The sequence below is a fragment of the Acidovorax sp. 93 genome (assembly GCF_003633835.1).
GTDB classification, from domain to species: Bacteria; Pseudomonadota; Gammaproteobacteria; order Burkholderiales; family Burkholderiaceae_C; genus Acidovorax; species Acidovorax facilis.
Genome location: NZ_RBIT01000001.1, coordinates 3,423,910 through 3,437,504, shown reverse-complemented (window position 1 = coordinate 3,437,504; position 13,595 = coordinate 3,423,910). Strand labels below are relative to the sequence as shown.

General features: G+C 65.7%; 12 protein-coding genes. 6 read left to right on the top strand and 6 right to left on the bottom strand.

What is annotated here, in order from left to right:
* Window positions 1-31: 31 nt before the first annotated feature.
* The 3 genes from C8C93_RS15630 to C8C93_RS15620 all read right to left on the bottom strand — a co-directional run bounded on the left by C8C93_RS15630 (window position 32) and on the right by C8C93_RS15620 (window position 3,129).
* Entirely contained in the window at window positions 32-382 is a 351-nt protein-coding gene (locus C8C93_RS15630) for an NIPSNAP family protein (protein ID WP_121507503.1), read from the bottom strand.
* Window positions 372-2,135 (bottom strand): FAD-dependent oxidoreductase, encoded by a 1,764-nt coding sequence (locus C8C93_RS15625; RefSeq protein ID WP_121507502.1) that lies wholly within the window; start codon window positions 2,133-2,135, stop codon window positions 372-374. The genes C8C93_RS15630 and C8C93_RS15625 overlap by 11 nt, the downstream gene beginning before the upstream one ends.
* 127 nt (window positions 2,136-2,262) lie before the next feature.
* A complete protein-coding gene (locus C8C93_RS15620; protein WP_121507501.1) occupies window positions 2,263-3,129 on the bottom strand; it encodes an SDR family NAD(P)-dependent oxidoreductase in 867 nt (288 codons plus the stop codon).
* Between the two features lie 126 nt (window positions 3,130-3,255).
* On the opposite strand from C8C93_RS15620, the gene C8C93_RS15615 reads away from it, so the two are divergent.
* Window positions 3,256-4,167: a helix-turn-helix domain-containing protein gene (locus C8C93_RS15615; protein WP_121507500.1), complete on the top strand. Its 912-nt coding sequence runs from the start codon at window positions 3,256-3,258 to the stop codon at window positions 4,165-4,167.
* An 86-nt stretch (window positions 4,168-4,253) separates the two neighbouring features.
* On the opposite strand, the gene zwf is transcribed toward C8C93_RS15615, so the two are convergent.
* Window positions 4,254-5,708, bottom strand: coding sequence for a glucose-6-phosphate dehydrogenase (zwf, locus tag C8C93_RS15610; RefSeq protein WP_121507499.1), 1,455 nt, complete (start codon window positions 5,706-5,708; stop codon window positions 4,254-4,256).
* A 187-nt stretch (window positions 5,709-5,895) separates the two neighbouring features.
* Between zwf and pgi the strand changes: the two genes are divergently transcribed.
* Window positions 5,896-7,461 (top strand): glucose-6-phosphate isomerase, encoded by a 1,566-nt coding sequence (gene pgi / locus C8C93_RS15605; protein ID WP_121507498.1) that lies wholly within the window; start codon window positions 5,896-5,898, stop codon window positions 7,459-7,461.
* Between the two features lie 68 nt (window positions 7,462-7,529).
* Window positions 7,530-8,777 carry an AGE family epimerase/isomerase gene (locus tag C8C93_RS15600; protein WP_121507497.1) on the top strand — a complete coding sequence of 416 codons (1,248 nt, stop codon included), beginning with the start codon at window positions 7,530-7,532 and terminating at the stop codon, window positions 8,775-8,777.
* 28 nt (window positions 8,778-8,805) lie between these two features.
* Here the strand turns inward: C8C93_RS15600 and C8C93_RS25040 are convergent, their stop codons facing one another.
* Window positions 8,806-9,192, bottom strand: coding sequence for a DUF6228 family protein (locus C8C93_RS25040; protein WP_233559438.1), 387 nt, complete (start codon window positions 9,190-9,192; stop codon window positions 8,806-8,808).
* Between the two features lie 82 nt (window positions 9,193-9,274).
* Window positions 9,275-10,204, bottom strand: a complete 930-nt coding sequence (locus C8C93_RS15595; protein WP_121507496.1) for an SMP-30/gluconolactonase/LRE family protein — start codon at window positions 10,202-10,204, stop codon at window positions 9,275-9,277.
* Between the two features lie 99 nt (window positions 10,205-10,303).
* Between C8C93_RS15595 and edd the strand changes: the two genes are divergently transcribed.
* The 3 genes from edd to C8C93_RS15580 all read left to right on the top strand — a co-directional run bounded on the left by edd (window position 10,304) and on the right by C8C93_RS15580 (window position 13,385).
* A complete protein-coding gene (gene edd, locus C8C93_RS15590) occupies window positions 10,304-12,073 on the top strand; it encodes a phosphogluconate dehydratase (RefSeq protein WP_121507495.1) in 1,770 nt (589 codons plus the stop codon).
* Window positions 12,074-12,234: 161 nt separating this feature from the next.
* The gene (gene eda, locus C8C93_RS15585; protein WP_121422374.1) at window positions 12,235-12,864 is read left to right on the top strand and encodes a bifunctional 4-hydroxy-2-oxoglutarate aldolase/2-dehydro-3-deoxy-phosphogluconate aldolase; all 630 of its coding nucleotides are present in this window, start codon (window positions 12,235-12,237) and stop codon (window positions 12,862-12,864) included.
* A 221-nt stretch (window positions 12,865-13,085) separates the two neighbouring features.
* Window positions 13,086-13,385 carry a DUF805 domain-containing protein gene (locus C8C93_RS15580; RefSeq protein WP_121507494.1) on the top strand — a complete coding sequence of 100 codons (300 nt, stop codon included), beginning with the start codon at window positions 13,086-13,088 and terminating at the stop codon, window positions 13,383-13,385.
* Window positions 13,386-13,595 lie beyond the last annotated feature (210 nt).

Here is a 13,595-nt window from a genome sequence, read left to right as displayed (position 1 = left end):
GTGGGTGCAATGGGGCAGGGCGGGTGTTGCTTCAGGGCTGGTGCGTCCTCCAGCCCGGCATGGGCGTTGCGCGGACAAGGCGCGTTTCCTGCGCCACGATCAGGTGCTCGGACGCTGCCAGGTAGGCGGGAAACGCTGGGTGGCTGTCGCGGGCCTGGCAGCGGCGCTCGTAGTCGGCCAGGTCTTCGTAGGCCCACAGGTGCACGAACTGGTTCAAGGGACCGACCTGGCTGACGTAAAACCCCACCGGGTGTGCCAGTGTGTCCATCAGCACGGGCATGGCCATGCGGTTGAACACCTCCAGGAACTCGCCCATCTTGCGCAGGCGGATGGTGTAGATGCGGTGGTCCACCAGGGGCTTGGTCAAGGGCTCATGCGGCATGGCAGGCCTCCTTGCGTATGGGCGCTGTGCGCTGGCCTGGCGGCCATGCGCCCGCCACGTGGCGGCCGGTGATCCAGCCAAAGGTCATGGCCGGCCCCAGCGTGATGCCGGCGCCAGGGTAGTTGCCGCCCATGATGCTGGTGCGGTCGTTGCCCACGGCGTACAGCCCGGGTACAGCCTGCCCGTCGGCACGCAGTACCTGGCCTTCGGTGGTGGTGCGCAAGCCCTCGAAGGTGCCCAGGTCACCCATGACGACCTTGACGGCGTAGTAAGGGCCTGCACCGATGGGGGCCACACAGGGGTTGGGCTGCTGGTCGGGGTCGGCCAGGTAGCGGTTGAAGGCCGTGGTGCCGCGCCCGAACTGGCGGTCCTCGCCGGTGCGCGCGCCAGCGTTGTACTCGCGCACGGTGGCTTCCAGCCCCTCGGGGTCGATGCCAGCGGCCTGGGCCAGGTCTGCCAGCGTGCGGCCCTTGAAGAGGTAGCCCTTGCGGATCAGGCCGCCCACGGGCATGGGCGCAGGCTTGGCATAGCCCAGGCCGTATTTGGACAGCGTGGCCTGGTCGCACAGCAGCCACATGGCGGTCTCGCGCTGGTCGCGGCAGGCCTCGATCATGGCAGCGCCCACGTCGTGGTACGAGTGGGACTCGTTGGTGAAACGCCGCCCGTTGCGCAGCACCCCGATGATGCCGGGCTTGTAGCGGTCCAGCAGGTGCGGAAACACCCCCGTGCGGCCTTGGCTCAGGGGCACGCGCGACACCGGCATCCAGGCGGCTGCGCCCACGCCGTCAAAGCGCTCATCCACTTGCCCACCGACCTGCGCGCCCAGGCGCAGGCCATCGCCGGTGTTCTCTGCGGGCACAGGCGAGAGGTGCTCGCCACCGCTCGCCAGGTGCGGGTAGCGCTGGGTGATGCGGGCCACATCGTGGGGGTAGCCGCCGCAGGCCAGCACCACGCCCTGGCGGGTGCGGATGCGCCGTTCGCCCCGGGGCGTGTGCACGCGTGCGCCGGTCACGCGGTCGCCCGCTTGGAGCAGTTCGCGCGCTTCGGCCTCGGTGTGGATCGGAATGCCCAGGTCGAAACAGGTCTTGGCCAGGCGCGCAGCCAGGGCGTTGCCACTGGTCACTTGCACGCCCCGGCGGTAGCGCAGCAGGTCCAGCAGGTGGCCCCCCAGGCGCCGTGCCACATAGGCAGCCGATACCACCGATTTGGTGGCGCGGAAGAAATGCTTGAGGTCGGCGTTCGACGAGTTGAACATCATGCCCACGAAGGTGATCGTGGACAGCGGCGGGCGCAGCCGTGCCAGCTCGGGCCCCAGCTGGCTCGCGTCATAGGGCGCGGCCAGGATGGAGCGGCCAATGGCAGCGCCCCCTGGTGCGTCGGGGTGGTAGTCGGGGTAGAGCGTGGGCACGAAGCGCACGTCAGTCTCGCGCTCGAACCAGGCCACCATCTCGGGCGCATGGTCCAGGAAGGCGTCGACCGCATCAGCTTGGTAGAACGGTCCCGTCTGGTCCTTCATGTAGGTGCGCATGGCCTCGCGGGTGTCTGGTGCAGCACATTGGGTGTTGCCGGGGATCCAGAGCACCCCGCCCGAGAAGGCAGTGGTGCCTCCGAAGCAGGTTGCCTTTTCGATCACGATGACATCCAGTCCGTGTTTCCTGGCCGCGATGGCGGTGGACAGTCCGCCGGCGCCGGAGCCCACGACCAGCAGGTCGCATGTCAGTTCCTGGCTGGAGGAAGGGTTGGCAGGGTTCATGTTGCAGTCTCCTTGTTGAGGGGCGTATGTGGAGGGGGCGCTGGGTATTGCCCATGCGGCGGCCTGCACCGGTGGCGCTTGGTGCGTGGGTTCTGGTCAGGGGTGGCGCCGTGCGGGGCGGTGCGCGTCAGGTGGCTGGGGCCGGCGTGCGGTTGAAGCCCGGGCGCGGCACCATGTCCATCAACATGCAGCCCAGGCCGCCATCGACCAGCAGCTCTGCGCCGTTCATGTAGGCCGATCGGTCGCTGGCGAGGAACAGCGCGGGCTCGGCAATATCCCGGGGCTCGCCAACGCGGCGGCTGGCCGTGGCTGCTGCGCGCCGCGCCTCGAAGCCTGGCTCCTCATAGAAGCGGGCAGACAGCGCGGTGCGGATCATCCCGGGGCAGATGGCGTTGCTGCGCACGCCCCGGGGGCCCCACTCGGCCGCCAGCTGGCGCGACAGCAGCAGCACCCCCGCCTTGCTGGCGCTGTAGGCGCCGCTGGCGGTCTGCGGGTGCAGGGCCGATACCGATGCAACATGCACCAGTGAACCTCGGCCCGCCTGCAGCATGTCCTGCCCAAAGGCACGACTGCATAGCAGGTAGCCGGTCAGGTTGACGGCCAACACGGCGTTCCAGTCGGCCAGCGTGACGCTGTCAAGACTACCCGGACGAAGCAGGCCCGCGTTGTTGACCAGAACGGCGGCGGGCCCAAGGCTTTCACGCACCTGCACGGCTGCGGCGGACACAGCGCTTTCGTCGGTGATGTCGCAGGCCACAGCCAGCGCATGGCCTCCCTGGGTGGTCAATCGTGTGGCCACCTGTCGGGCGGCCTCTCCGTCACGGTCCAGCAACGCCACCTGGGCACCGACCGCTGAAAATGCGCCTGCAATGGCGGCTCCGATGCCGCTGCCGGCCCCCGTTACGACGCAGACGCGTCCCTTCAGTCGTAGCCAGTCCGCGCCCTGCGCGGAGGAAAATTCATCGTGAGCGATGCGGTTGTCGCTGTGGTTCATGGGCCGCTGTCTCCTTGTGGTGATGGGGTGAAGCATCCCGCACCCTGCGGCTTTTCTCAATCGACAAAGCGAGCGATGAATAGGACAATTCGTGCATATGCCACCCACTCAGAATGAGGGAAAACCATGAGAATCGAGCCCGGGACGGTGCGACAGTTCGCGCTCTACGGCACGCAGGACGCTTCGCCGGCCTGGGCCGATCTGGTGCATCTGGAGCGGGTGCCTGAACGTTCCAGCTTGTTTGGCTGGGAGATCGACTTGCATTTCCACGAGGGGCTGATCCAAGTGCTGTACCTGACGGCAGGCGGCGCGGGCGGCAGCGCGCTGATGGACGGCCAGCGCTGGCCGCTGCGCCCGCCATGCCTGGTGGTGATTCCCGCGCGCACGGTGCATGGGTTCAGCTTTCATCCGGCCACGGACGGCCCTGTCATCACTGCGGCGCAGAAGCCGCTGGAGTCGCTTGCCGCCCTGGCGGCGCCGGAGTTGTTGGAGCACATCCGCCGCCCCCTGGTCCTGCCGGTGGATCCGGGTGGGCGTCATGCGCAGGCGCTACAACCCTTGTTTGAGGTGATCGAGCAGGAGTCCCATGGCGATGGGGGCGTTAGGGCCGCAGGTATGCCCCTGCTGGTGGCTCTGTTCGTGCAGATTGCCCGTTTGGCGCAGACGTCCGCCGCGCTGCCGGGGCCTGGGCGCTCGCGCAAGGCCGGGCAGATCGAGCGGTTCCGTGCCTTGCTGGATGTGCATGTCCGCCAGCACACGCCCGTGCGTTCCTACGCGGACGCGCTGGGGATTTCCGTAGGGCAGCTCTCGCGCCTGTGCCGCGAAGTGCTCGGCATGTCGGCCCAAGATGTGGTCAACGCGCGTGTGGTACACGAAGCGCAACGAGAGCTGGTGTATTCGTCCCTGTCGGTCAAGCAGATCGCCGCCGAGCTGGGGTTTGAGGACGAGGCGTACTTCGGTCGGTTCTTTAAGAAACACACAGGCCAACGCCCCACCGATTTCAGGCGGGAGGCCCGGGCGCAGCTGGCGGGCGCCTGATTGATCTGCCGCAGCGCGGCGCGCCCGGGTGAAGAGCGTGATGGCGAGGAGAGACGTGGTGGAGAACGGTGGCGTGAACGCCCCGCTCACATCTCCTCGCTCCAGCAATACCCATCGCGCGCAATCATCGCGCTGGCCGAGCTAGGCCCCCAACTGCCCGCCGTGTACGGGCGCGGCCCCACGGGGTCGTTCTTCCAGTGCTGCAGGATGGGCTCGACCCAGCGCCAGGCTTCTTCCTGCTCGTCGCTGCGCACAAACAGGTTCAGGCGGCCTGCAATCACGTCGAGCAACAGGCGCTCGTAGGCGCCCACGCGCTCGGTGCCAAAGCGCTGGTCGAAGTCCAGGTTCAGGTGCACCTGCGACAGCGCGGGCTCCGTCTGGTGCTGGGCGGCGCCTTGGGCCAGCAGGTGCAGCTCCAGCCCGTCCTTGGGCTGCAGGTTGATCACCAGGCGGTTGGCGGCGCCCACCGGGGTCTTGAAGATGGGGTGCGGAACGGGGCGGAAGTTGACGACGATGTGCGCGTCGCGCCCGGCGAGGCGCTTGCCGGTGCGGATGTAAAACGGCACTCCGGCCCAGCGCCAGTTGCTGATCTCGGTGCGCAGCGCGACAAAGGTTTCGGTGGTGCTGCCGGGGGCCACGCCTTTTTCCTGCAGGTAGCCGGGCACTTGCGCGCCGTGCACGTTGCCCGCAGCGTACTGACCGCGAATCACGTGCTGGCCGATGGTCTCCATGCTCCAGGGCTTGAGGGACTGCAGCACCTTGAGCTTTTCATCGCGGATGGCGTTGGCGCTGGAGTTGATGGGCGGCTCCATGCCGATGGCACACAGCAGTTGCAGCGCATGGTTCTGCACCATGTCACGCAGGGCGCCGGTCTGGTCATAGAACGCACCGCGCGACTCCACGCCCAGTTCTTCGGCAATGGTGATCTGGATGTTGGCAATGGTTTCGCGCCGCCACAGGGGCTCGAACAGTGCGTTGCCAAAGCGCATGGCAAACAGGTTCTGCACCGACGGCTTGCCCAGGTAGTGGTCGATGCGAAAGACCTGCTCTTCCTTGAGCACGCGGCGCAGCGTGTCGTTGATGGCCTGGTTCGATTGGAGGTCGTGGCCCAGCGGTTTTTCCAGCACCACGCGGGTGGTGGGGCCGTTCAGGCCCACGGCGGCGATCTGCTCGCACACGTTGGTGAACAGGCTGGGCGCGGTGGCCACATACATCACCACCGAGTCGGCGCCGCGTTCATGCAGCATGGCGGCCAGGCGCGCATAGTCGTCGGTTTTGGACAGGTCCATGCGCAGGTAGTGCAGCAGCGCGCCAAAGCGTTCGAACTCGTCCGGGGTGGGGCGCTTGGCCAGTTCCACGCTGTCAAACCGCGCCTTTATCAGGCTGCGGTATTGTTCGTGGCTCAGCTCGTCACGCGCCACGGCAATGATGCGCCCCCCCTCGGGCAGCGTTCCGTGCCGGAACGCCTGAAACAATGCGGGCATGAGCTTGCGCCAGGCCAGGTCACCTGTTCCACCAAACAGGACAAGGTCAAAACTCATGGGGTCTCCGTATCAGGGTGTTGTTGTGCGTCTGCGGCTGGAAATTGTAATCTCGTTACATTGAATTGTGTAGCTGTAGAGGCTGTAAAACGTTTTTTGACAGTTCGTGCGCAGAAAATTATTAGATAAATTGTGTAATCAAGTTACTATCTCGCCGGTTTTCACCTCCCCACATCCTGAATCCACCATGTCCTCCCTCCGTTGCGACCAAACTCCGCAGTGGCCTCAGTTGCAGGCCGCGTTCTCCGCAGATGGCAGCCGTCTGGACCTGCGGAAGGCCTTTGCCAGCGATGCGCAGCGCTTTGAGCACTTCAGCCAGCATGCGCCCGAGGTGTTTGCGGACCTTTCCAAGAACCTGTGGGACGCCACCACCGAAGCGCTGCTGCTAGACATGGCCCGTGCCAGTGGACTCACCCGGCACCGCGACGCCATGTTCGGCGGCCAGCCCATCAACAGCACCGAAGGCCGCGCCGTGCTGCACACGCTGCTGCGCCGCCCCCGGGGCCTGGCGTTGCCCGGCGACGGGCCAGACATTGCACACAAGCTGGCCCAGGTGCACACCACGCTGGATGCGATGCTGGCCTATGCCGACACGGTGCGTGCTCATGAGTCCATCACCGATGTGGTGAACATCGGCATCGGCGGCTCGGACCTGGGCCCGCACATGACCGTGCTGGCGCTAGAGCAGTTCCGCGCACCGGGCAAGCGGCTGCACTTTGTCTCCAACGTGGACGGGCATGAGCTGCACACCACACTGCGCACGCTCAAGCCCGAGAGCACGCTGTTCCTCATCGCCTCCAAGACCTTCACCACGGCAGAGACCATGACCAACGCGCGCTCGGCGCTGGCCTGGTTTGCGGCGCAAGGCGGTCAGGATGTGGGGCGCCACTTTGCGGCACTGACCACCAATGTCGATGCCGCGCAGGCGCTGGGCATCACCACCACCTTCGGCTTCTGGGACTGGGTGGGTGGGCGCTATTCGCTCTGGTCCGCCATTGGCCTGCCGATCGCGATTGCGATTGGCTCGGCGGGCTTTCGCGATCTGCTGGCCGGTGCCCATGCCATGGACGAGCATTTCCGCACAGCGCCGCTGGCGCAGAACCTGCCGGTGCGGCTGGGCCTGCTGGACATCTGGTACCGCAACTTCCATGGCTTCACCAGCCGCTGCATTGCGCCCTACCATGCCGCATTGCGCCGCCTGCCGGCCTATCTGCAGCAACTGGAGATGGAGAGCAATGGCAAGCGCGTGGGGCTGGACGGCCAGCCGCTGCCCTATGCCACGTCGCCCGTGCTGTGGGGCGAGCCGGGCACTAACGGCCAACACGCGTTCTTCCAGATGCTGCATCAGGGCACCGACGTGCTGCCGCTGGAACTCATCGCCGTGCGCCAGCCCACCCACCCACTCCCGGGCCATCACAACAAGCTGCTGGCCAACGCCCTGGCGCAGGCCCAGGCGCTGATGGTGGGCAAGGAAGGGGAAGATGGGCACCGCCACTTCCCGGGCAACCGGCCCAGCACCTTCTTGCTGCTGGATGCGCTCACCCCCGCATCGCTGGGCGCGCTGATTGCGCTGCAGGAGCACCGCGTGTTTGTGAGCGGCAGCCTGTGGGGCATCAACAGCTTTGACCAGTGGGGCGTGGAACTGGGCAAGGTGCTGGCCAAGGACATTGAGGCGCGGCTGGCCAGTGGCGACGCTGCGGGGCTGGATGGCTCCACCGCCGGGCTGCTTGCCCAGCTGCGCACCGGCGTCTGAAGAAGATCCGTGGCCACCGCCGTGAGGCGGCGCGACCACGGGCAGTGGCGATTTTTCGAGGAGACACCATGACTGCACCCCGGCCGAATTACCGCTCTGCCGACTTTCTGCGCGCGCACATCCGCCAGACCATGGCGTTCTACGACCCCGTGGCCGCCGACGCGAGCGGCGGGCAGTACCACTTCTTCCTGGATGACGGCACGGTGTACGACACGCGCACCCGCCACTTGGTCAGCGCTACCCGTTTTGTGGTCACGCACGCCATGCTGTACCGCACCACGGGCGAGCAGCGCTACCAGGCTGGCATGTTGCACGCGCTGCAGTTTCTGCGCACCGCGTTCCTCGACCCCGCCACGGGCGGCTACGCCTGGCTGATCGACTGGAATGAAGGGCGAGCCACCGTACAAGACGCCGCGCGCCACTGCTACGGCATGGCCTTTGTGATGCTGGCCTACGCCCGCGCCTTTGAAGCCGGAGTACCCGAAGCCCGCCAGTGGCTGGCCCAGGCCTTTGATACCGCCGAACAGCATTTCTGGCAACCCGCCGCAGGCTTGTACGCCGACGAGGCCAGTCCCGATTGGCAGCTCACAGGCTATCGGGGCCAGAACGCCAACATGCACGCCTGCGAGGCCCTGATCTCGGCCTTCCGCGCCACGGGCGAGCGCCGCTACATCGAGCGTGCCGAGCAACTGGCGCAAGGCATTTGCGAGCGGCAGGCGGCGTTATCCAACCCTGCCAGCGCCCCGGCTGCGGAAGGCTGGGTGTGGGAGCACTTCCATGCCGACTGGTCGGTGGACTGGGACTACAACCGCCACGACCGCAGCAACATCTTTCGCCCCTGGGGCTACCAGATCGGCCACCAGACCGAATGGGCCAAGCTGCTGCTGCAACTTGATGCCCTGTTACCCGCCGACTGGCACCTGCCCTGCGCACAGCGCCTGTTCGATGCCGCTGTAGAACTCGGCTGGGATGCCGAACACGGCGGCCTGTACTACGGCATGGCGCCTGACGGCAGCATCTGCGACGACGGCAAATACCACTGGGTGCAGGCCGAGAGCATGGCCGCCGCTGTCGTTCTGGCTGTGCGCACGGGCGACGATCGGTATTGGCAGTGGTACGACCGCATCTGGGCCTACTGCTGGGAGCACTTCGTGGACCACGAACATGGTGCGTGGTTTCGCATCCTGCACCGCGACAACCGCAACACCACCCACGAGAAGAGCAATGCGGGGAAGGTGGACTATCACAACATGGGGGCGTGTTATGACGTGTTGAAGGCGCTTGAGGACTTCCCCATTGGCTGCTCGACCTGCTGAGTGGGCGAAGAGGTTCCCCAGTAGCTATTTAGATCGATGGCTTGTTCCATGCGTCCGACACCACAATGGCGAGTCGTTCAAGGCTTCCTGCTTCAAGCTCCAACGCTCCCGAGACTTGCCACTCAAATCCCGTATACGGCTGTGAAAGTGTGAATTTCATAGTTATGTGTCCCGTGCCGTCTGATGTCGCTGTGAGCGTAACTTCTCCTTCCAACGTACCCCAAGATTTTTCGCCTTGCCAGCCGCGCCAGTTAGCGGCCAGGTCACGGAAAAAATCGCCGAGATTTTGGGTCATGTAGGTTGACGCACTGACCTCTGCAAACCAGTGGCCCAACGTTGCCGTAGCGAAAAACGTTTCTGTGTCTGGTCCTCCATACTCAGGGCGGAACCCGGAGAGTGTCAGGGACGCACTCATCATGCACTGAGTGGATCGTGATTTTTCGTGGTGTATCCATTTGATCTTTGTTCCATTGACTAGGTTGGTACTTCGCGTCCGGTCATTTCCTAAAAAAGTTCGTAGGTAGTCCCGCCACCTCCATCCGAAAGCTGAACAGCGACCCTGCCGGAACCTCTGCCTCCTGCTCCTCTATCGGCCTCCCCGCCCGCGCCGACGTAATGAACAACGTCCGCAAATCCTCCCCCCCAAAACACACCATGGTCGGGCACTGCACTGGCACTGCAATGCGCTGCAGCACCTCACCCGATGGCGAGAGTTGCAACACACAAGCGCCTTCGTACATCGCCACCCAGTAGTTGCCTTCCACATCCACCGCCGCGCCATCGGGCCTGCCGCCGTAAGGCGGGCCTTCCACCTTGCGGTCGAACTGCACCCAGGGGCGGCGGTTCGTGATCTCACCCGTTGCCACATCAAAGTCAAACCGGTCAATGCGGTGCTCGGGCGTGTTGGACCAGTACAGCGTGCGGTTGTCGGGGCTGAAGGCCAGGCCGTTGGCGGTGAAGTTGTCGCCTGCCATATGGCGCACGCGGTAGCCCGTGGCGCTGGCCGGGTCGGCCTGCAGGCACCACAGCGCGGCATGGGGAGCAATGCGGGGCGTGATGACGGAGCCCGCCCAGAATCGCCCTGCGGTGTCGCAGCGGCCATCATTCAGGCGCAGCACAGCGGTGTCGTGCTGATCAGGTGGCAGCAGGGCCAGGCAGGCGAGGGCGGTGGGATCGGCACTGTCCTTCGCCGTATCCAGAAGGTAGAAACCGTTTCGTAACCCGATTACCAACCGCCCGCCCGCTGCAGGCGCGCAGCAGCCGGGCTCAGTGGGCATGCGCCATTGCCGGTGGCGACCGCTTTCAGGATGCCATGCATGTACTGCTTGTCCCTGAATGTCACACCAGTAAAGGGATTTTTCCGTGGGGTGCCAGAAGGGTGATTCGCCCAGTTCGGAGGGCGGCAGGGGCAGGGTTTGCAGGGGCATGGGTTGAAGTGGGGTGGTTATCGAGTTACATTCTAGGGCCTCAGACAACGGGCTCCGGCGCCATGCACGGGGTCCTGCCACCCACCGATGGAGACTTCCATGCACCCAGTTGTAGCGCGCGTGACCGAGCGCATTGTCCAGCGCAGCGCAGACACCCGCGGCGCTTACCTCGCAGGCATCGACGCCATGATCGCCCGCAAGCCTGCACAAGACCGCATGGGCTGTGCCAATCTGGCCCATGCCTATGCGGCACTGCCGGGCTCTGACAAGTTCAAGGTCACGGTCGAAAAGGCGCCCAACATCGGCGTGGTCACGGCCTACAACGACATGTTGTCGGCCCACCAGCCCTACCAAAGTTACCCCACCGTGCTGCGGGATGAGGCCGCCCAGCACGGCGCCACGGTGCAGGTGGCAGGCGGCGTGCCTGCCATGTGCGACGGCGTGACGCAGGGCACGCCCGGCATGGAGCTGTCGCTGTTCTCCCGCGATGCCATTGCCATGGCCACTGCGGTAGCGCTGTCCCATGATGTGTTCGATGGCGCACTGCTGCTGGGCGTGTGCGACAAGATCGTGCCCGGCCTTTTGATCGGCGCGCTGCACTACGGGCACCTGCCCTGCGTGTTTGTGCCCGCAGGCCCCATGGGCACCGGCCTGTCGAACAAGGACAAGTCCAAGGTGCGTGAGCAGTACGCGCAAGGCCTCGTGGGGCGGGATGAATTGCTCAAGGCCGAATCCGCCGCGTACCACAGCCCCGGCACCTGCACCTTCTACGGCACGGCCAACAGCAACCAGATGCTGCTGGAAGCCATGGGCCTGCACGTGCCCGGCGCGGCTTTTGCGCCGCCGGGCACCGAAGAGCGCGAAGCCTTCACGCGGCAGGCCGTGCGCACGGTGCTCGACATCGGCAAGCGCGGTGCGCGCTTCACGCCCATCGGACGCGTGGTGGACGAGCGCTGCATCGTCAATGCCATGGTGGCCTTGCTGGCCACGGGCGGCTCCACCAACCATCTGATCCACTGGGTGGCCATTGCGCGCAGCGCGGGCATCCTAATCGACTGGTCGGACTTTGACGAACTGTCGTCCGCCGTGCCGCTGCTGGCCCGCGTGTACCCCAATGGCGATGCCGATGTGAACCAGTTCCAGGCCGCAGGCGGCCCCGCGTGGATCCTACGTGAACTGCTGTCCGGCGGCTTCATGCACCCCGATGTGATGAGCGTGAACACCGGCGGCATTGCCGCAGGCGGGCAGGGCGCCCCGGCGGTGTCGGGCGACGAAACCGTGTTGCGCCCCGTGACCCGGCCGTTCTCGCCCACCGGCGGTCTGCGCCTGCTGCAAGGGCGCCTGGGTCGCGCGGTGATCAAGGTGTCGGCCGTGCCCGAAGACCGCCACATCATCGAAGCGCCTGCGCGCGTGTTCGATTCGCAAGAGGCTTTGCTCGCCGCCTTTGCTGCGGGCGAGGTGCAGCAGGACATGGTGGCCGTGGTGCGCTTTCAGGGCCCGCAGGCCAATGGCATGCCTGAGCTGCACAAGCTCACCCCTCCGCTGGCCGTGCTGCAGAACCAGGGCTTCAAAGTGGCGCTGGTCACCGACGGCCGCATGAGCGGCGCATCGGGCAAGGTGCCCGCCGCCATCCACGTCACGCCCGAGGCACTGGCCGGTGGCCCGCTGGCCAAGGTGCTGGACGGCGACATCGTGCGGGTGGACGCCGTTGCCGGCACGCTGGATGTGCTGGTCGATGAAGCCACCTGGGCCGCTCGCCCCGTGGCGCCGTACGCCGCGCCTCCCGCCACCGGCTTTGGCCGGGAACTGTTTACCAACTTTCGCCGCCACGCAGGCGGTGCCGAACAAGGAGCCTGCACATGGTTGTAGCAGGATGCACCCCCTGAGTCGCTGCGCGCCTTCCCCCTCTCTCGCTGCGCGGGAGGGGGACGCACCCGGTGGCCTGGCGAAGCCAGTTCCACGGGTGCACTGGTATGGGCCGCGCCCCTGTCAAACGCCGCGTGCGGCATCCAACATCAAGGAGTATTTCCATGAATCCCATTGACATCGCCAGCCATGGCCCCGTCATCCCCGTCATCGTGATCGACCGCGTGGAAGACGCGCTGCCCCTGGCCGAGGCGCTGCTGGCCGGCGGCGTGAAGGTGCTGGAAGTCACACTGCGCACCGCTGCTGGCCTGCCCGCCATCGAAGCCATTGCGCGCAATTTGCCCGAGGCCGTGGTGGGCGTGGGCACGGTGCTCAACGCCGACGATGCGCGCCGCGCGAGCGAGGCCGGTGCACGTTTTGCGGTGAGCCCGGGTTACACCTCCGAAGTGGGCGGCGCCTGCAAGGGCCTGAATTTGCCGCTTCTGCCCGGTGTGGCCACGTCCAGCGAAATCATGGCCGCGCTGGCCGATGGGTTCTCGTTCCTGAAGCTCTTCCCGGCCGAGGCCGCGGGCGGCATCCCTTTGCTCAAGGCCTGGGCCAGTCCGTTTGGCCAGGTCAGCTTTTGCCCCACGGGTGGCATCAGCCTGGCCACTGCGCCCAACTACCTGGCGCTGCCCAATGTGCGCTGTGTGGGCGGTTCGTGGCTGACGCCCGCCGACGCCGTGCGCGCGGGCGACTGGGCGCGCATCACCCAGCTGGCGCGCGAGACGCATGCGCTGCGCAAGGCCGTGTGAGTTTTCCAGGATTTGATGCGAAATAGGGCTCTAGTGCTTGTCCTGTAAGCGCTGATAGCTATAACAATAGAAGCATCCATTGTTCCCTGGTCCACCTGCAGAGTGAGGCGTAGTCGGTGGGGTGACTGGGCGTGTGGACTTGCTGCCCTGCGCGCCCCTATCATGGCGCGGGGCTTGGCCCTGCCACAGCGGCTTCACGTTTCAAAGAGAGGGAGTTCAGTATGGATTTTGTTTCGGCTATCAAAAGCTGCCTGGGGCAGTACGCGGGTTTCTCGGGCCGCGCCGTGCGCTCCGAGTTCTGGTGGTTTTTCCTGTTCCAGGTCATCGTCATGGTGATCGCCAGCTTCCTGGGTGACGTGGTCTCCGGCATCGTCTCCATTGCACTGCTGCTGCCCGCATTCGCCGTGGGCGCGCGCCGACTGCACGACATTGGCCGCTCGGGTTGGTGGCAACTGCTGACGCTGACCGGCATCGGCGTGCTGCTGCTGATCTACTGGTGGGTGCAGCCCAGCGAGGGCTGATCTTTGCGACGCCGCTGCGGGCTCTCTCTGAGTCCGCCCGCGCCAAGCCCGCTGGTCTTACGGTCAGCGGGCTTTTTTGTGGGGGTGTGGCGGGGGCTCCGGGGTACCAGAGAGGTACCGCAACCTTGTGCAGCCCGAATACTGGTCAAAAGTGGCTCTGACGCTTTCTTGATAAGCGCAAACAGCTATAAAAATAGAAGCAATCTCACT